Annotated in this window: 21 protein-coding genes; 14 read left to right on the forward strand and 7 right to left on the reverse strand. The window is 65.4% G+C overall.

Features of this window, described 5'->3' with window-relative positions; all coding sequences use genetic code 11:
• Positions 1-36 precede the first annotated feature (36 nt).
• Positions 37-1,398, forward strand: coding sequence for an oxygen-independent coproporphyrinogen III oxidase (gene hemN, locus KUL97_RS08905; RefSeq protein ID WP_217796633.1), 1,362 nt, complete (start codon positions 37-39; stop codon positions 1,396-1,398).
• On the opposite strand, the gene KUL97_RS08910 is transcribed toward hemN, so the two are convergent.
• A complete protein-coding gene (locus KUL97_RS08910) occupies positions 1,384-1,824 on the reverse strand; it encodes a DUF3122 domain-containing protein (RefSeq protein WP_254896373.1) in 441 nt (146 codons plus the stop codon). The genes hemN and KUL97_RS08910 overlap by 15 nt on opposite strands.
• Before the next feature lie 136 nt (positions 1,825-1,960).
• On the opposite strand from KUL97_RS08910, the gene psbA reads away from it, so the two are divergent.
• The 3 genes from psbA (at position 1,961) to KUL97_RS08925 (ending at position 4,223) form a co-directional block, all read left to right on the forward strand.
• Positions 1,961-3,040, forward strand: a complete 1,080-nt coding sequence (psbA, locus tag KUL97_RS08915) for a photosystem II q(b) protein (RefSeq protein WP_217796635.1) — start codon at positions 1,961-1,963, stop codon at positions 3,038-3,040.
• A gap of 99 nt (positions 3,041-3,139) precedes the next feature.
• A complete protein-coding gene (locus tag KUL97_RS08920; protein ID WP_254896374.1) occupies positions 3,140-3,571 on the forward strand; it encodes a DUF4079 domain-containing protein in 432 nt (143 codons plus the stop codon).
• 1 nt (position 3,572) lies between these two features.
• Entirely contained in the window at positions 3,573-4,223 is a 651-nt protein-coding gene (locus KUL97_RS08925; RefSeq protein ID WP_217796638.1) for a DUF3365 domain-containing protein, read from the forward strand.
• A gap of 99 nt (positions 4,224-4,322) precedes the next feature.
• On the opposite strand, the gene KUL97_RS08930 is transcribed toward KUL97_RS08925, so the two are convergent.
• Positions 4,323-5,129 carry an alpha/beta fold hydrolase gene (locus KUL97_RS08930; RefSeq protein ID WP_217796639.1) on the reverse strand — a complete coding sequence of 269 codons (807 nt, stop codon included), beginning with the start codon at positions 5,127-5,129 and terminating at the stop codon, positions 4,323-4,325.
• A gap of 568 nt (positions 5,130-5,697) precedes the next feature.
• Here KUL97_RS08930 and petC point away from each other — a divergent pair.
• Complete coding sequence (gene petC, locus KUL97_RS08935; RefSeq protein ID WP_217796641.1) at positions 5,698-6,255, forward strand: cytochrome b6-f complex iron-sulfur subunit; 558 nt, start codon at positions 5,698-5,700, stop codon at positions 6,253-6,255.
• Here petC and KUL97_RS08940 read toward each other — a convergent pair.
• Together KUL97_RS08940 and KUL97_RS08945 are read right to left on the reverse strand one after the other, a co-directional pair.
• Positions 6,252-6,506 (reverse strand): HigA family addiction module antitoxin, encoded by a 255-nt coding sequence (locus KUL97_RS08940; protein ID WP_217796643.1) that lies wholly within the window; start codon positions 6,504-6,506, stop codon positions 6,252-6,254. The genes petC and KUL97_RS08940 overlap by 4 nt on opposite strands.
• A 76-nt stretch (positions 6,507-6,582) precedes the next feature.
• Positions 6,583-6,744, reverse strand: coding sequence for a hypothetical protein (locus tag KUL97_RS08945; protein ID WP_217796645.1), 162 nt, complete (start codon positions 6,742-6,744; stop codon positions 6,583-6,585).
• Positions 6,745-6,789: 45 nt separating this feature from the next.
• On the opposite strand from KUL97_RS08945, the gene pdxH reads away from it, so the two are divergent.
• Together pdxH and KUL97_RS08955 are read left to right on the forward strand one after the other, a co-directional pair.
• Positions 6,790-7,473 (forward strand): pyridoxamine 5'-phosphate oxidase, encoded by a 684-nt coding sequence (gene pdxH / locus KUL97_RS08950; RefSeq protein WP_217796647.1) that lies wholly within the window; start codon positions 6,790-6,792, stop codon positions 7,471-7,473.
• A 279-nt stretch (positions 7,474-7,752) separates the two neighbouring features.
• Positions 7,753-7,962, forward strand: coding sequence for a hypothetical protein (locus tag KUL97_RS08955; RefSeq protein ID WP_217796649.1), 210 nt, complete (start codon positions 7,753-7,755; stop codon positions 7,960-7,962).
• Positions 7,963-7,980: 18 nt separating this feature from the next.
• On the opposite strand, the gene KUL97_RS08960 is transcribed toward KUL97_RS08955, so the two are convergent.
• Positions 7,981-8,301: a helix-turn-helix transcriptional regulator gene (locus KUL97_RS08960; RefSeq protein ID WP_217796651.1), complete on the reverse strand. Its 321-nt coding sequence runs from the start codon at positions 8,299-8,301 to the stop codon at positions 7,981-7,983.
• 64 nt (positions 8,302-8,365) lie between these two features.
• On the opposite strand from KUL97_RS08960, the gene KUL97_RS08965 reads away from it, so the two are divergent.
• The 6 genes from KUL97_RS08965 to KUL97_RS08990 all read left to right on the forward strand — a co-directional run bounded on the left by KUL97_RS08965 (position 8,366) and on the right by KUL97_RS08990 (position 12,305).
• Complete coding sequence (locus tag KUL97_RS08965; RefSeq protein ID WP_217796652.1) at positions 8,366-8,965, forward strand: bifunctional 2-polyprenyl-6-hydroxyphenol methylase/3-demethylubiquinol 3-O-methyltransferase UbiG; 600 nt, start codon at positions 8,366-8,368, stop codon at positions 8,963-8,965.
• Between the two features lie 67 nt (positions 8,966-9,032).
• Positions 9,033-10,160 carry a rhodanese-like domain-containing protein gene (locus KUL97_RS08970; RefSeq protein ID WP_217796654.1) on the forward strand — a complete coding sequence of 376 codons (1,128 nt, stop codon included), beginning with the start codon at positions 9,033-9,035 and terminating at the stop codon, positions 10,158-10,160.
• A 45-nt stretch (positions 10,161-10,205) separates the two neighbouring features.
• Complete coding sequence (locus tag KUL97_RS08975; RefSeq protein WP_217796656.1) at positions 10,206-10,721, forward strand: rhodanese-like domain-containing protein; 516 nt, start codon at positions 10,206-10,208, stop codon at positions 10,719-10,721.
• The gene (locus KUL97_RS08980; RefSeq protein ID WP_217796657.1) at positions 10,721-11,554 is read left to right on the forward strand and encodes a sulfite exporter TauE/SafE family protein; all 834 of its coding nucleotides are present in this window, start codon (positions 10,721-10,723) and stop codon (positions 11,552-11,554) included. Before KUL97_RS08975 ends, KUL97_RS08980 begins: the two co-directional genes overlap by 1 nt.
• Before the next feature lie 23 nt (positions 11,555-11,577).
• On the forward strand, positions 11,578-12,024 hold the full coding sequence (locus tag KUL97_RS08985; protein WP_217796659.1) for a hypothetical protein: 447 nt from the start codon (positions 11,578-11,580) through the stop codon (positions 12,022-12,024).
• 38 nt (positions 12,025-12,062) lie between these two features.
• Positions 12,063-12,305: a hypothetical protein gene (locus KUL97_RS08990; RefSeq protein WP_217796661.1), complete on the forward strand. Its 243-nt coding sequence runs from the start codon at positions 12,063-12,065 to the stop codon at positions 12,303-12,305.
• Here the strand turns inward: KUL97_RS08990 and KUL97_RS08995 are convergent.
• Both KUL97_RS08995 and KUL97_RS09000 read right to left on the reverse strand, forming a co-directional pair.
• Entirely contained in the window at positions 12,302-12,898 is a 597-nt protein-coding gene (locus KUL97_RS08995; RefSeq protein WP_217796662.1) for a Crp/Fnr family transcriptional regulator, read from the reverse strand. The genes KUL97_RS08990 and KUL97_RS08995 overlap by 4 nt on opposite strands.
• Positions 12,899-13,086: 188 nt before the next feature.
• The gene (locus tag KUL97_RS09000) at positions 13,087-14,163 is read right to left on the reverse strand and encodes an extracellular solute-binding protein (RefSeq protein WP_217796664.1); all 1,077 of its coding nucleotides are present in this window, start codon (positions 14,161-14,163) and stop codon (positions 13,087-13,089) included.
• Between the two features lie 125 nt (positions 14,164-14,288).
• On the opposite strand from KUL97_RS09000, the gene KUL97_RS09005 reads away from it, so the two are divergent.
• A complete protein-coding gene (locus tag KUL97_RS09005; RefSeq protein ID WP_217796665.1) occupies positions 14,289-15,848 on the forward strand; it encodes an iron ABC transporter permease in 1,560 nt (519 codons plus the stop codon).
• The last annotated feature ends 12 nt before the right edge of the window (positions 15,849-15,860 follow it).

The following is a 15,860-nucleotide window of genomic DNA, read 5'->3' on the forward strand; positions in this document are numbered from 1 at the left end:
TGCGCCATTTGTTTCCCCACTCCCCTCACGTCTGCCATGCCTGCTGCCGCCGCCACCACCCTCAGCCCGATCGAGCTCCTGCTCAAATACGACAAGCCGGTGCCGCGCTACACCAGCTACCCCACCGCAGCCGCCTTCACCCCGGCGGTGGGGGAGGCAGAGCTGCGGGCACAGTTGGCTCAGCCCGCCACGGCGCCCCTGTCGCTGTATGTGCATGTGCCCTTTTGCCGCCATGCCTGCTGGTATTGCGGCTGCAACCGAATCACCACGCAGCTGGGCTCAAAGGTGGTGGAGCCGTATCTGGCGGCCTTGGCGAAGGAATTGGAGCTGATCAGCGCCGCGATGCCACAGCGGCGACGCCTGGCGCAGCTGCACTGGGGCGGGGGGACTCCCAACTATCTCAATGCCAACGAAACGCGGCAGCTCTGGCAACTGATCGAGCGCCATTTCGATCTGGAGCCGGATCTTGAGGCCTCGATTGAGGTGAACCCCGAATTCCTCAGCCGTGATGCGGCCCTACAGCTCCGGGCCCTGGGCTTCAACCGCATCAGCTTCGGCATTCAGGATGCCGACCCCGAGGTGCAGAAGGCGGTGAATCGGGTGGTGCCGGCCGAGCAGCTGCAGCGGGTGATGGGTTGGCTACGGGAGGCAGAGTTCGCGAGCGTGAACGTGGATCTGATCTGCGGCCTCCCCCTGCAGACGCCCGAACGCTTCCGCACAACCCTTGACCTGGTGCAGGAGCTACGCCCCGATCGCATCTCGCTCTTCTCGTTTGCTTACCTGCCGGAGCAACTACCGCTGCAGCGCAAGATCGCGGCTGATGCTCTACCGAGCCAGCGAGAGCGGATCGTGATGCTCGAAGACGCGCAACGCCTGCTCTGCTCCGGCGGCTACGAGGCCATCGGCATGGATCACTACGCCCTGGCTGGTGACAGCTTGGCGGTCGCAGCCAGGAACGGCCGCTTGCATCGCAATTTCCAGGGCTACACCACCGGTGGCGAACTCGACCTGCTGGGGGTCGGCCCAACGGCGATCAGTCAATTTCCCAACCTGTTCGCGCAGAACGAGCGCGATCTCAAGGCCTACAGCACTGCCCTGGAGCAAGGACAACTTCCGGTGGAGCGAGGCCTGGTGGTGCGCGATCCAGAGGTGCTGGAGCGCCGTGAGCTGATTCGCCAGGTGATGTGTGAATTCAACGTTGAGCTCGACCTTGAGCGCTATGCCCTGGAGTGGCAACAGCTGCAGGAGTTAGCCAGCGATGGGCTGGTGCACCTGAGTGAACACGGCAGCCGCGGCCAGGCCATGGTGACCACCGAGGGCCGCTGGCTGATCCGCACGATTGCGGCGGTGTTGGATCCCGCGCAGCGGCACCGGGCCTCGGGCTCAAGGCTGGTGTGATGGCACTGGGGGCAGGCTGCTGAGGGCAGCCACCTGGTCGGGGCCGAGCAGAAGCTCTGCCTCCCCATCCGCCAAAACCAGCTTGAGATGCAGGGGCAACACCGCACTCGGGCGAGGCTGCAGGCCCTCCAGATCGAACTGAGCCGACTGGAGCGGCCATGCCGACTCACCCGGCGCCACGAGCTCGGCACTGCGGTTGTCGAGCTGCCAGAGGTGGCCAAGGCCGTCATCGAGCCGCAAGGGCTCATGGTGATCCAGGGCCGCTGCAGGTGTGCGGGCCGTGAGCCGCAGCCGCCAGCCCGGGGCGTAAGCGGGATCAGGCTGCGGGAACACCACCAGCCCCCAAGGCTCACCATCGCCATCGCGCAGATCCCAGCGCTGGATCTCCGCCGCCCCGGCGCCGGCCGGAAGGAGTACGAAAACCAAGGCCAGCAGGAGGCCCCAAAAAATTTGAGCAGAACTACGCATGACCGCACCTCGCGCCTAGGGGCTCATAACGGTAGTGTAGTTATAGGAAGAAGGGGTGTCCGCCCCGGCTTCCGGTCCTGCACTCTCTGCAACCATGGCCACAACCTCCTTAGCCCCGGCGCGGCAGTCGCGCTGGCTGGCCTTCAGGGACTGGGTCACCAGCACCGAAAACAGGCTCTACGTGGGCTGGTTCGGCACGCTGATGATCCCCACCCTGCTCACCGCGGCGATCTGTTTCGTGATCGCCTTCATCGCCGCACCCCCCGTCGACATCGACGGCGTGCGCGAGCCCGTGTCGGGCGGCCTGCTCTACGGCAACAACATCATCACGGCCGCGGTGGTGCCCAGCTCCAACGCCATCGGCCTGCACTTCTATCCGATCTGGGAAGCCACCAGCCTGGATGAATGGCTCTACAACGGCGGGCCCTACCAGCTCATCATCTTTCACTTCCTGATCGGCATCTTCTGCTGGATGGGCCGCGAGTGGGAACTCAGCTATCGCCTGGGGATGCGTCCCTGGATTGCTGTGGCTTACAGCGCCCCGGTGGCCGCCGCCACCGCTGTGCTGCTGGTGTATGCCATCGGCCAGGGTTCCTTCTCGGATGCCCTGCCACTCGGGATCTCCGGCACCTTCAACTTCATGCTTGTGCTCCAGGCTGAGCACAACGTGCTGATGCATCCCTTCCACATGCTTGGTGTGGCTGGCGTGTTCGGCGGCTCGCTCTTCTCCGCCATGCACGGTTCACTGGTCACCAGCTCCCTGGTGCGCGAAACCACGGAGCAGGAATCACAGAACAGGGGCTACAAGTTCGGCCAGGAGGAGGAGACCTACAACATCGTGGCCGCCCACGGCTATTTCGGTCGCCTGATCTTCCAATACGCCAGCTTCAACAACAGCCGCAGCCTGCACTTCTTCCTGGCGGCTTGGCCGGTGGTGGGGATCTGGTTTGCGGCGTTGGCTGTGGTGAGCTTCTCGTTCAACCTCAACGGCCTCAACTTCAACCACTCCGTGCTCGACAACCAAGGGCGGGTGATTGAAACCTGGGCCGACATCCTCAACAAAGCCGGGCTCGGCATCGAGGCCATGCACGAGCGCAATGTGCATAACTTCCCGCTCGATCTGGCCGCAGCCAGCGTTGAGCCCGTGGCTCTCAGCGCACCCGCGATCGGTTAGTGGGGCTTTGAACCCCGCCCAGCTGATTGAGGGCACCAGGGGCCTGGCTGCGGCCAGGCCCTTTTTCGTTCCACTGCTTCTTCCGCCATGCCACAAGCGATGAGCTTCGTGCACCCCCTGTTGATGTGGGTTCTCCTGGGTTTGATGCTTTATTCGGGCTACATGGGTTTTCAGGCCAGCCGAATTCGCGGCGCCGACGCCGAAACGCGCAAGCAACTGATCCCGAAACAGTTCGGCCGCCGCCATGCCGCTCTGGGCCGCTGGATCGTGATCCTCACGCTGTTGGGCAGCGCCGGCGGCATGGCTGTCACCTACGCCAACAACGGCAAGCTGATTATCGGCCCCCATCTGCTGTTGGGCCTGGCCGTGCTGGCACTGGTCATCGCCACCGCTGCCCTGGGACCAGCGCTGCAGAAAGGCCAGGACTGGGCTCGTGGTGCACATCTGAGCCTCAATGGCTTGATTGTGTTGCTGTTTGGTTGGCAGGCCATTACGGGCGTTGCCATCGTGAACAAGTTGCTGAGTGCCTGAGATGAAAGCCCTTCAACTCACGTCGCGCGCGCATCGCCTGTTCCTCAAGGTTCTGGGCTCGCTGATCGCGCTGCTGCTTCTGGCCTCGCATCCCCTCTCGGCCATGGCCGCCGGCGGCGAAGCCCCTGTGGATCCGGCGGTGCTGGCCAGGGCGGTGGATCAGATGGAGCAGCTCGATCGGATGCGCATCTCACTGGCCTCAACGCTGGAGAGCAGCACGGAGGAGCCCACCATGGACACCATGCGCGAGGTCTGCATGCCCGTGGGCAAGCGCGCCATGGCCATCGGCCAGGAGAACGGCTGGACCGTGCGGCAGGTGGCCAGCAAATACCGCAACCCTGACCACGCCCCCGCCGGTGCGCAGGAAACCGAGGTGATTGATCTGTTGGCCAAGCACCCCGAGATCAACGGACTCTGGGAGCCGGCCACCGCTGAGCAGGGAGCCGGCGTGAACTACTACCGCCGCATCGATGTGCAGGCCAGCTGCCTGGCCTGTCATGGCAGCAAGGACAGCCGTCCAGCCTTCATCAAAGACAAGTACGGCGACAGCGATCGCGCCTTCAACTTCAAGCCCGGTGATCTGCGCGGCATGTACGCCGTTCACATCCCCGAGGTGCAGGCCGCCCTGGCGGCACAGAGTCCCGCCGGCTGAGCGTGTGCCGATGAGCGCATCGCCTGCGCTCACCCTGGTGGGTTTGCTTGTGGTGGTGCGAACGATCCTCAGCGCGGATGGGCCGGCCAGGGCGCAAGCTCACCGATAACCATCCGATCCCGCGAGATCCAAGCTGAACACCTTGATCAGATCCTGAACCTCCCGGGCAGCGAAAACATGCAGGAAGTGGCCGCTGTTCGGGATGATCTGAATCACGGCATCCGGTCTGGCCTGGCGCAATGCCGCAACCGGTAGTCGTCCCGGATCGCCGGCCAGCGCCAACAGCGGGCAGCGGAGCTGCTCCAGCGCTGCAGCGGTTGGCCATTGCACGTAGCCGCCGAGGGTCGCGGCGGCCTCCACCACCGGGGAGTGCGCCATGCGCCGCTCGATCAGCGCTCGGGCGGCTCCCTGTTCTCTGGGATGAAAGAAGTGATCGGTGCGGTTGGGCTGATCCAGGATCCAGGCAGCCTGCGCAGGCAGGCGTCCCTCACGGACGGCACGGGCGACCCAGTTGCCCATCCGCTGCAGGGCCTCCACCCGGCGCTGTGGTGGCATCGGCACACTGGAATCCAGCAACACCAGGCCTTGGGCTGCGATAGCGGGATCAGCCGCCAACAGGCAGGCGAGGGCGCCGCCCATGGAGTGACCGATCAGAAGCGAGCCCGCAAAGCCGGCCTGCAGGATGGCGTGGCGCACGTGCTGATGAATCTGGTTGGCCACCTGCGCCATGGCCACGTCCATCGCCGGGCCGTGCTCCTGAGGCCAGGCCTCAAGCTCCATCGAGCCCGGGGCCGGCATCCAGCTGGGTGCCAACAGCGGGCCTGACAAAGCGGGCTTCAGGTGCTCCGCCTCGTCGCCATGACCGCACCAGCCATGCAAGAAGACGGCGGGCAGCGCTGCCCTCATGGCGTCCACAGCCAATCTTGATGAGACCGGGCTACGCAACGACGAGGGGGTGCGGAGGCTGGTCGGGATGGCCCATCCGGGCAACCTCCGCCCTGCGTGTTAAGGCACTGTCCGCAGCGCTCGTAGGCCGGCAGGTAGCGCGCTTCGCTGGCCTCGATCTGGTCACGCAAGGCAGCCTGCAGCTCCTCGTCCTGCACAAGCGACACCAGCTGGCGAACGCGCCGCAAACGCGAACGCTCCTGCTCACTGGCCTGGTTACAGGCCTCCGCTAATGAGTCCGACGCCTGGATCGGCTCGCCCCTGGGGACGGGAGGCACGGGCAGACCGCACCGGACAAACAAACGCCAAAAGCCATGAACCCGCCTCCGCTCTCCAGCGCGGATCCGGGTGAAGGGACGCACCTCGCCGTGCTCGCGAATCAGCTGGTCACAACTGGCCCAGCTCTGATGAGCCAGGTCAAGAGCTGCCTGGAGAGCCTCGACCTCCCGAGGCGAAAGAGCGCTCACACGCACCACCACGATCAACCCTCCTATGCTTGGATCACGAAATCATTATACGAGGACCTTCCATGTCCGATGTCGGTTCCTTCGGTCACGCCGGGACGGGTGATGCTCCGGATCTCTCGCGCCGTCAGTTGCTCAACCTGCTCACCTTCGGAGCCGTGAGCGGCGTGGCCGTCGGCGCGCTCTATCCCGTGGCCCGCTTTTTCACTCCTCCCAAACCCCAGGCGGGCCTAGGTGGCGTTCTGGCGCGCGATGAACTGGGCAACCCAATCAATGCCAGCGGCTGGCTGAGTGCGCATCCACAGGGTGATCGCAGCCTGGTGCAGGGTCTCAAGGGCGACCCCACCTACCTGATCGTCACCGGCGATGAGGCAATCGGCAGCTATGGCATCAATGCCATCTGCACCCACCTGGGCTGCGTCGTGCCCTGGTATGCAGCGGCGGGCAAGTTCATCTGCCCCTGCCATGGCAGTCAATACGACGATGCCGGCAAGGTGGTGCGCGGACCGGCACCGCTCTCACTGGAGCTGGCCCATGTGGAGGTGGTCGACGACCAGGTAGCCCTCACCCCCTGGACCGAGACCGACTTCCGCGACGGTTCCCAGCCCTGGTGGGCGCGCTAATCAGCGCTGCGCACACCCAGTGAACGGCGATAGCGCTGATTGCACGCCAACCAGTAACCCGGCTCACTCCCCAGCACGCGATGCAACACCGCATCGAGCCGGGGGGTGATGCCACGCCGGTTGCTGATCACCCGATTGATGGTGGTCATGCTCACGCCGCAGAGCAGCGCGAGCTTCGCCTGACTCCAGCCTCTGCGCTCGAGCTCAGCCCGGAGCAGCTCACCGGGCGAGGGGACACGTTCCGAGGTCAAGGGCCTGGGGCCAGCAGCGCTGATCCTTTCATAACACTTCCATGATCAGCGGACACCGACATACAACACCAGTGGATCAAGAGGCTGCCCCTTCGATCGGCACCGGGCCGAACAGGCGATCCGAGAACTTCACATACCAGGCTGCGGCCTGCACCTGCACGATGCAAGCCAGGGCGATCACCAGCGCGATCTCCGAACCTTGGGGCCCGAACGCCGCCACCACCAGCGAGGTCGACACGGACTGTTGCTATCACAATAGTGTTGTGCGCAATCGCTGACGGCCGTGTCTTCCTCGCCCGCCGACAAGACCACCGACCCGGCCCACCTACGCAGGAGCTACGGGCTCGCGGGCCTGCACCGCCGAGATCTCCCCAGCGACCCTACGGAGCTGTTCCAGCGCTGGTTCAACGAAGCCCTGGCTGCAGACATCCTGGAGCCCAACGCCATGGTTCTGAGCTGCTGCGCTGGCGATCAGCCCAGCAGCCGCACGGTGCTACTCAAGGCGTTTGACGCCCGCGGACTGGTGTTCTTCACCAACACCCGCAGCCGCAAGGCGCTCGAGATCGCCGCCAACGCCCGGGTGAGCCTGCTGCTTCCCTGGTATGCCCTCGAACGCCAACTGAGCATCGAAGGAACAGCCACACCGATCAGCGCCACCGAGGCCTTCGCCTACTTCCGCTCAAGGCCGCGGGGCTCCCAGATCGGAGCCTGGGTGTCGCAACAGAGCAGGGTGATCAGCTCCCGCGCCCTGCTGGATGCGCAGTGGCAGGCCATGCAGGAGCGCTTCCGCCAGGGAGAGATCCCCCTGCCGCCGACCTGGGGCGGCTATCGGGTGGAGCCCACACGCTTTGAGTTCTGGCAGGGACGGCCCAACCGCCTGCACGATCGCTTCTGTTATCAACGCGATCCCAGCTGCGACCACACCAGCCCGCATCCCAACTGGCGGCTCGAGCGACTCGCACCCTAACGACCAACCACCATCCATAGCGCCACACCAGATCGCAGCACAGCAGATCTGGCGGAACAGGTTTATCTTGCGATCAACTCAGGGATTCAGCACACCCTCAAACGCAAAAGCATCAGCATGCGTGAACTCCTCCAGACGGTGCGATCAGGGCTGCGACAACGCCTCCAAGCAGGCCTCGATGCACCACCCGAGCCAGCTCCGTTCGTTTATGTAACCGCCATTCGCTCGGATGCCGGCCTGACTCGCTCACTAGCGGGGATCACACTAATTTCGCGGGCGATGGGCTTCGATCGCGAGGCTGAAACCCTCTTCTCCAGCGACGCCTGCAGCGCCACCTATCACGCTCAACACAACAGCAAGCCCGTCGCTCTTGCCGTTGAGGTCTGCCCGCCGCGCCAGACCGTGTCGATCGCCGTGACCGGACACGACGATGGCGACACCTATGCCCTGTTTCTGGAGGCGGACACACGCCTATTTGGAGCCTGCTGAGCGGAGCTCCTGATGGCTTCAGGCCGCCTTGAACTGCTGCAGCTGCGCTTCCAGCCGCTGCTTCAGGCGCCCTTGCACCAGCGCACACAGCTCATCCACGAGATCGCCCTCCGCCTGCCAAATCGTGCGGGCCCCATCGCGCTCGCAACGCACCAAGCCAGCCCGTTGCAACTGACCCAGCTGCCGGCTGATGTGCGACTGAGAAAAGCCGGTGGCCTCGATCAGGGAGGCCACATCGATCGGCCCCTGCTTGAGATAGCAGAGCAGCTGCAACCTGGCCGGCTCGCTCAGGATCCGGAAGAACTGGCTGTACTCCTCAAGCAGCTGAGGAGACGGCATGGACCCCGCGGCAGCCATGACGATCACCTATGACGATAGAAGCATTATGCCCACATCAACGCCGATGGATCCACGCCGGTTCTGGGACAGCCGCTACGCCGAAGCGGACTGGGCCTATGGCTGCGAGCCCAACGACTTCCTCCGCGAGCAGGCACAGCAGCTGCAGGCCGGCGAGGCCCTTTGCCTGGCGGAGGGCCAGGGCCGCAATGCCGTGTATCTGGCAAGCCTCGGGCACCGCGTCACCGCGCAAGATCTCAGCCCAGTGGGCCTGGAGCGGGCCGAACAACTGGCGCATCAGCGCGGCGTCACGATCGAATGCCTCTGCTGCGACCTCAACGACCTCCAGCTCGAAGCCGAAAGCACCGACCTGGTGGTGGCGATCTGGATGCACCTGCCTGCCGACGTGCACGCCAAGGCGCTGCGCGCCCTACGCCCCGGCGGACACCTAATCCTGGAGGCCTACACCCCACGCCAGTTACCCCTCGGCACCGGCGGCCCACCAACCGCGGAGCTGCTGATCGAACCCGATCAAGTGCGCACTGAATGGCAGGGCCTCGACTGGCTGGTGCTGCGGGAACAGGAACGCTGGATCGAAGAGGGGCCCTATCACCGCGGCCAAAGCGCCGTGGTGCAGGCGGTTGGCCGCAAGCCACGGCGCAGCTGAGCACAACCACCGATTGCAGCAATGGGGCTATGCGTGTATCGTCATACCAGTGTTTGACGGTTCGCCCATGTCTGCAACCACCGCTGCCGCCCCGCTCGTCTCTCTCGCCGCGGCGGCTGGCGGCAGCACCCTGCTGTTCCGCCAGCTGTTTGATGCCGCCACCGGCACCTTCACCTATCTCCTGGCCGACGTGCCCAGCCGCCAAGGCGTGCTGATCGACTCAGTGTTCGAGCAGCACAGCCGCGATCTCTCCCTGATCCATGAACTGGGCATCGAGCTGGTGGCCTCGATCGACACCCACGCCCACGCTGACCATGTGACCGGCAGCTGGTTAATGCATGAAGCCACCGGCTGTGCGATCGGCCTGGCCGCCGCCGCCCGCGCCGAAAACGTGACGCAGCCCCTCCATCACGGTGACCGGGTGAGCTTCGGCAACCGCTACGTGGAGGTACGCAGCACCCCCGGCCACACCGATGGCTGCATCAGCTTCGTGCTCGACGACCAGTCGATGGCCTTCACCGGCGATGCCCTCTTGGTGCGGGGCTGCGGCCGCTGCGACTTCCAGCAGGGCAATGCCCACACCCTCTGGACCTCGATCACCGAGCAGATCTTCTCGCTGCCCGATGCCTGCCTGCTCTACCCCGGGCACGACTACACCGGCCGCGGCGTGTCGTCGGTGGTGGAGGAAAAGGCCTTCAATGCCCGCCTCGGCGGTGCCGCCACCGAACGCGACTTCGTGGGCCACATGCAGCACATGAAGCTCCCCCACCCCCACAAGATCGCTGAGGCCCTGCCGGGCAACATGCGCTCCGGCAAACCCCGGCAGGCCGAAGCCCGCAGCGCCTGGGCTCCGGTGCAGCGCAGCTATGCCGGCCTGCCCGAACTGGCACCGGCCTGGGTGGCGGCCCACCTGCCGGAGCTCACGATCCTGGATGTGCGCTCACCCGAAGAGCTGCAGGGCCCGGATGGCCACATCAGCGGCAGCCTCAACATCCCACTGCCGGAGCTGGAGCAGCGCCGCCAGGAGATTCCTGCCGGCAAGCCGGTGGTGGTGGTGTGCCATTCCGGCAGCCGCTCAGCCCTCGCCACCCAGCAACTGCTCAAGGAGGGCATCACCACCATCGCCAATCTGCGCGGCGGCCTGAGCCGTTGGAGCGATGAGGGCTATCCGCTGGCTGGTGCCGCCGCCCTCTGATCCCCCACCCCAACCCTCCTAACCACTCCTGATCCCAGCCATCCGATGAGCACCAGCATTTCCGCCCAAAACCTCGCCGATCAACTGGCCAGCAAGCAGATCACCGTGATCGATGTGCGCGAGCCGATGGAATACGCCAGCGGCCACATCGCCGGCAGCCTCAACGTGCCCCTCGGCCGCCTGCATCAGGCCGACCTGCCCCAGGGCCCCCTGGTGCTGGTGTGCCAGAGCGGCAACCGCAGCGCCCAGGGCCTCAACCGCCTGCTCGACCGCGGCCATCCCCATTCCGTTGTGGATCTCGCTGGTGGTATCCCCAACTGGCAGCAGGCCGGCTACCCGGTGCGCAAGCTCAAGAACGCTCCGTTGCCGCTGATGCGTCAGGTGCAGATCGCCGCTGGATCCCTGATCCTGCTGGGGCTGATTCTCAGCAACACCGTGGCCCCCGGCTGGATCGCCCTCACCTGGTTTGTGGGCGCGGGCCTCACCTTCGCCGGGGTGAGTGGCTTCTGCGGCATGGCCCGGCTGCTCGCCGTGATGCCCTGGAACAAGGTGTCGATCTGATGGCCCTCAGCGCTCTGCTGCTGCTCGGCCTTGGCGGAGGCCTGATCGGCTTTCTGCTCTCCGTGCTCGGGGCCGGCGGCTCGATCCTGCTGTTGCCACTCCTGGTGAGCGGCGCCGCCCTGCCCACCCGGGAAGCCGTTCCCCTCTCGCTGCTGGTGGTGATGCTGCTGGCCCTGGCCAACCTGGGGCCCTATGTGCGCCGCGGCCAGTTCGCCCTCAAGCCGGCCTTGATCCTGGGGGTTCCGGCACTGGCGGGCAGCTGGCTGGGGGGCAGCTGGGTGAAGGCCGGGCTGATTCCTGAGCCGGTGCAGCTGGGGGTGTTCAGCGCGGCGGCGCTGGTGGCCTCCTGGCTGCTCACCCGCGGCTCCAGTGGCAGCACCGGCGCACGGCCTCGCCCAGCGCTGCTAGCCATTCAGGGGATTCTGGTGGGGCTGCTCACCGGCATTGCCGGTGTGGGCGGCGGCTTTGCAATCGTGCCCGCCCTGGTGCTGCTGGCGGGGCTGCCGATGCAACTGGCCAGCGGCACCAGCCTGCTGCTGATCGCCGTGAATGCCCTGGTGGCCCTCGGTGCCCTCGGCCACTGGCCAGCCCAGAGCCTGCCGTTGATGCTGCCCCTGCTCGCCGGCGGCGCCCTGGGTGCTGTGGTGGGGCAACGGCTGGCGCCCCATCTCAGCGATCGCCACCTGCGCCAGGGCTTTTCGATCCTGCTGATCGGCTCGGCGCTCCTGAGCGGTGTGGAGGCCTGGAAACGTCAGCCGGAAGCGCTGCGCGATGAACAGGCGCGCAGGCAGGCCCCGGCGCTGCTGAGCAGCTCCCATTCACACCAGATCTGATCGCTCGCCCGTACCCACGCACCATGACCAACCGCACTTTTCGCTTCCGGCTGCGCAGCAGCCATCGCGCGCCCGAACGCGCCACCCAAGATCTGGTGGTGGAGTTCCTGAGCGATTCGGGCCTCTGGGAACCGCAGCAGCTCAGCTTTTCGATGCCCGGCTTCCGGATCTATCTGATCTCGCTACTGCTCTGCCAGCACTTCTATCTGGTGGCCAATGCCCGCGAGAAGGCCATCCCGCTGCAAGAGGTGCAGGCTGATTTCAACGTCACCACCAGCAGCGAATGGATCATCGCCAGCGTGGAAGGAGCGTTCCGAATCCGGCTGGATCCAGGGGCAGACCCGGCCGAACAGCCCCTAGCCAGCGCTGAGGTGATGGCCTTCATGGAAGAACGGATGAAGCTCTGCCCGATCTCCAAAAACCTGCCGGAATCGGTGAGCAAAACGATCAACGTCACCAGCGTGGCTTAGGGCATCGAGAATCGGGTTGATCCGCTGCTGATCAGCCCATGCCTGAAACCACCACGCAGCCCATCGAGCATTGCCCGCGCTTCCCTGAGCACTGCTCACTCGAGTGCATGGAGCGCATGCGAGCGGAGTTTGGCAGCTACGCCCTCAGTGAGCCCCCCTTCGAAGACTGGTGCCCGATGGCGAAGGCGCTGCGGCGACAGGAGGAGGAGCGGCGGCGCTTTGAGGGCCAGCAACTGAAGGCCTTGCACCACCGGGAATTCCCTGACGACCCACTGGACTAGGCCGCCGCCAGCGGAGCCGATTCCACCAGGGCCGGAGCCAGGCGCAGGCAGCTCTCGCCGGCAGGAACCTCAATCAACTGAGCCTGACGAATCTTGGAGATCATCCGGGTGGTGGTGACCCGGGTGGCACCGATCAACTCGCCGATGCGATCGTGGGTGAGGCGGAACGGCAGATCGCACCAATCGCCGCAGCGGCGCCCCATGCGCCGCACCAGCAGGCTCAACAGCGCGTGCAGACGCTGCTCAGCATTACCCAAATGGCGAATGCGCAGCAGCTGCAGCGTCCATTCATTCACGGGATCAAAGCCACTGCTCAGGGCCGGTTCGGCCTCGGTGCTGAAAAGCAGAGGCGTGAGGGCCTCCACGCACACGCCTTCGCTGCAGAGGCGATCGGTGCGCAGCTGATCGCCGGGCTGCAGGAAGGCAAGGGTCATGCCCTCGGTTTCCTCGCAAGGGCAATACACCCGAGCCATCCCCTCGAGCACCTCGATACAGCTGCCCTCAGGGCGCAGGCTGGGATCGAGCAAAACGGTCTGCCCCACCGGCATCCGCACGGCGTTGACAGGGGTATCGGGGAGAAAACGGAAACTCATGGACCCAGCGACGGCAGGGCTAATTGCGAATGCGTCGCAATGTAGAGAAGCGCTGCGCTTTTTGCAAGCGATTCTCAATAACAACTAGCTGCTGCGAATCGGCGGGGCGGTGCCTTGGAGGCACAAAAAAGCCGCCTCGGGCAAGCCCGGGCGGCGAGGGTGGTGCACTGGAGCTGGACGCTGATGCCTTAGCGCCAGCCGTTGCGTGCCATCAGCTGCACGGCAGCTTTGTTTTTGGCACCCATCTGTTCGGCCGAAACGCCATCCCCTTTGAAGGTGCCAAAGCGCTTGAGGATCGCGTTGTTGCCGTAGCCCTTCAACGGATATTCGTTGTTGGCCTCGGCGTAGCCACGGCCGCCGCTGGGGGAGGCCAGAAACTCAATCAGCTTCTGCGCTGCGGCTGGGTTTTTGGAGGTTTTCACCACCCCGGCCCCACTGATGTTCACGTGGGCGGGATCGGGGAACACCACCTTGAGCCGGCTGGCGAGGGCTTTGTCGGCGGCACCGCCCTCGCCCGAGAGCATCCGCGCCACGTAGTAGGTGTTCACCAGGCCAACGCCGCACTGGCCGTTGCCAATGGCGCGAATCAACGGGGTATCGGAGGTGAAGTAGGGCTTGGTCACATTGCTGGTCATCCCCTTCACCCACTTGGCGGCTGCGGAGTCGCCGCGCAGGATCATTTGATCCGCCACCAACGACTGGTTGTAAACGCTCTTGCTATCGCGCAGGCAAAGCTTGCCCTTGAGGGCGGGATTGGCCAGATCCGCGTAGGTGCGAATCGAGGCTGGATTCACCAGCTTGGGATTCACAGCGGCCACACGCACGCGGCGCGTGAGACCAAACCAGCGCCCTTTGCTATCGCGCAGGTTCACCGGCACATCCCGCTGCAACGTGGTGGACCGGATCGGCCGGAAAAGTCCCAGATCGGTGGCCTTATCGAGACGGGCCGCATCCACCAGCACCAACACATCGGCCGGGCTGTTCTGACCTTCAGCGCGCACGCGCTCAATCAGGGCGTCGTCCTTGGCCTCCAGCAGCTTCACTTTGATGCCCGTGCGCGCGGTGAATTGCTGATAAAGCGCCTTATCGGTGTTGTAGTGACGGCCGGAATACACACCGATCTCCTGGCTCTGGGCCTTGGCCAGTTCCACGCCGATGGCCGTGATGACGGCACCGGCAGCGGTCACACCGAGCAACGCCAGGGCACCCAGGCGCTCGGGCCGCGTTAACGATCGAAGCGAAGGGATGTTCAAGGGGGAATGCATCAACCTGACCGGCACTATGGCCAGCCCCGCCCCCCAGAAGCAGGGCAACGATCATTGCCCACGCGGGGGTGTGACATTGGTTACATCGATTCGTGCAAAGAGCTGGCCCCGTAGGCTTTTTGCCCATGGTTCCCCTTACCGCCCAGGCATCGTCCCCAGCTCCGCAGCAGGGTCCGCAGCGCCGCTGGCTGGCGGCGAGTGTGCTGCTGCTCTCCACTCTCGCCCTCGCGCCGGTGGTGGGGCTGGGCTGGTTTGCCTTCGGCGGGGGATCGGGTGAGGCCGCTCGCTTTGACCTCGGCATCGGCGGCACGGAGCAGATGCTCAACACGCTGCTGCTCGTTGTTTTGGTGGGATTGCTCACCGCCGTGCTGGGCACAGCCACCGGCTGGCTCACAGCCCGATGCGCCTTCCCCGGGCGGCGCTGGCTGCGCATTGCGCAACTGCTCCCCCTCGCCACGCCGAGCTATCTGCTGGCTGCCACCTGGATTGATCTCGGCAGTCGCTACGGGCTGCGGGTGCATGGCGTTGTGCCCACCTTGGTGGTGATGGTGCTGAGCACCTACAGCTACGTCTTTCTGCTATCCACGGAGAGTTTTTCCGTGAGCGGCCGCCGTCAGCTGGAGGCCTGCCGCAGCCTTGGCGTCGGCCCCTGGGGCAGCTTCCGGCGTGTCGCCCTGCCGATGGCTCTGCCCGCCATCGGCGCCGGCGTGGCCCTCGGGGGGATGGAGGTGGTGAATGAACTGGGAGCCGTGCAGCTCCTCGGGGTGCCAACCCTCTCCACCGGCATCCTGATGCGCTGGCAACAAGACGGGGATCCCCAAGGGGCCGTAGCCCTTGCCTTGATGGCCCTCGTGCTCGTGGCGCTGCTGGTGGGCGCAGAACGCAGCCTGCGCCAGCGCAGCCGTTGCTGGAACCTGGGCAACGATGGCGATGCCGATCCCCAATGGCATCTGAAGGGTCAACGCCGTTGGCTGAGCCAGCTGGTGTGTGGGGTACCGCCGCTGATCACGCTCGGCCTTCCCCTGATCTGGGCGGGGCTCAGTGCGGATCAAATTCGAGGGGAAGACAGCAGTGAACTGCTCGCCCTCGGGAGCCGCAGCTTTGGGCTGGCTCTGTTGGCGGCCGCCCTCACCCTGGCGGGTGGATTGCTGCTGGCGATCGCCAAGCGCTGGATTCCCAATGCCGTTCTTCAGCGGCTCACCTTTGTCTCTGGGCTCGGCTATGCCATCCCCGGCACCGTGCTGGCCCTGGCCTTGATGCTGCTGGGTGGGCCACTGGCGCTGGCGCCCTTACTCCTGTTGGTGTGGGGGTATGGCGATCGCTTTCTGGCGGTGTCGAAGGGAGGGCTTGATGCCGCCCTCGAGCGCATTCCCCCCAGCGTGGACGAAGCGGCTACCTCGCTTGGCAACAGCTGGCTGGGGGTGTTGCGGCGGGTGCATCTCCCCCTGCTGCGCGGCCCGCTGCTGGTGGGGGGGCTGCTGGTGTTTGTGGACACAGTGAAAGAGCTGCCGCTCACCTTCGCCCTGCGCCCCTTCGACTTCGACACCCTGGCGGTGCGGGTCTACCAGTACGCCAGCGATGAGCGGGTGGGCGCAGCCTTGGTGCCAGCACTTCTGATTCTGGCCCTCGGCATCGTGGCCGCCATGGCATTGATCCCCAGCCTGGAGCGCCTCGAGCGGCGCTAAACACCGCCCGCT

It is taken from the genome of Synechococcus sp. HK05 (assembly GCF_019104765.1).
In the GTDB taxonomy this organism is placed as follows: Bacteria; Cyanobacteriota; Cyanobacteriia; order PCC-6307; family Cyanobiaceae; genus Vulcanococcus.

What these genes read in the sequence shown, in the direction of transcription:
- hemN (WP_217796633.1), top strand. Translation starts at nt 37, where the DNA reads ATGCCTGCTGCCGCCGCCACCACCCTCAGCCCGATCGAGCTCCTGCTC.
- psbA (WP_217796635.1), top strand. Translation starts at nt 1,961, where the DNA reads ATGGCCACAACCTCCTTAGCCCCGGCGCGGCAGTCGCGCTGGCTGGCC.
- KUL97_RS08920 (WP_254896374.1), top strand. Translation starts at nt 3,140, where the DNA reads ATGAGCTTCGTGCACCCCCTGTTGATGTGGGTTCTCCTGGGTTTGATG.
- KUL97_RS08925 (WP_217796638.1), top strand. Translation starts at nt 3,573, where the DNA reads ATGAAAGCCCTTCAACTCACGTCGCGCGCGCATCGCCTGTTCCTCAAG.
- KUL97_RS08930 (WP_217796639.1), bottom strand. Translation starts at nt 5,129, where the DNA reads ATGAGGGCAGCGCTGCCCGCCGTCTTCTTGCATGGCTGGTGCGGTCAT.
- petC (WP_217796641.1), top strand. Translation starts at nt 5,698, where the DNA reads ATGTCCGATGTCGGTTCCTTCGGTCACGCCGGGACGGGTGATGCTCCG.
- KUL97_RS08955 (WP_217796649.1), top strand. Translation starts at nt 7,753, where the DNA reads ATGGGCTTCGATCGCGAGGCTGAAACCCTCTTCTCCAGCGACGCCTGC.
- KUL97_RS08960 (WP_217796651.1), bottom strand. Translation starts at nt 8,301, where the DNA reads ATGCCGTCTCCTCAGCTGCTTGAGGAGTACAGCCAGTTCTTCCGGATC.
- KUL97_RS08965 (WP_217796652.1), top strand. Translation starts at nt 8,366, where the DNA reads ATGGATCCACGCCGGTTCTGGGACAGCCGCTACGCCGAAGCGGACTGG.
- KUL97_RS08970 (WP_217796654.1), top strand. Translation starts at nt 9,033, where the DNA reads ATGTCTGCAACCACCGCTGCCGCCCCGCTCGTCTCTCTCGCCGCGGCG.
- KUL97_RS08975 (WP_217796656.1), top strand. Translation starts at nt 10,206, where the DNA reads ATGAGCACCAGCATTTCCGCCCAAAACCTCGCCGATCAACTGGCCAGC.
- KUL97_RS08980 (WP_217796657.1), top strand. Translation starts at nt 10,721, where the DNA reads ATGGCCCTCAGCGCTCTGCTGCTGCTCGGCCTTGGCGGAGGCCTGATC.
- KUL97_RS08985 (WP_217796659.1), top strand. Translation starts at nt 11,578, where the DNA reads ATGACCAACCGCACTTTTCGCTTCCGGCTGCGCAGCAGCCATCGCGCG.
- KUL97_RS08990 (WP_217796661.1), top strand. Translation starts at nt 12,063, where the DNA reads ATGCCTGAAACCACCACGCAGCCCATCGAGCATTGCCCGCGCTTCCCT.
- KUL97_RS08995 (WP_217796662.1), bottom strand. Translation starts at nt 12,898, where the DNA reads ATGAGTTTCCGTTTTCTCCCCGATACCCCTGTCAACGCCGTGCGGATG.
- KUL97_RS09000 (WP_217796664.1), bottom strand. Translation starts at nt 14,163, where the DNA reads ATGCATTCCCCCTTGAACATCCCTTCGCTTCGATCGTTAACGCGGCCC.
- KUL97_RS09005 (WP_217796665.1), top strand. Translation starts at nt 14,289, where the DNA reads ATGGTTCCCCTTACCGCCCAGGCATCGTCCCCAGCTCCGCAGCAGGGT.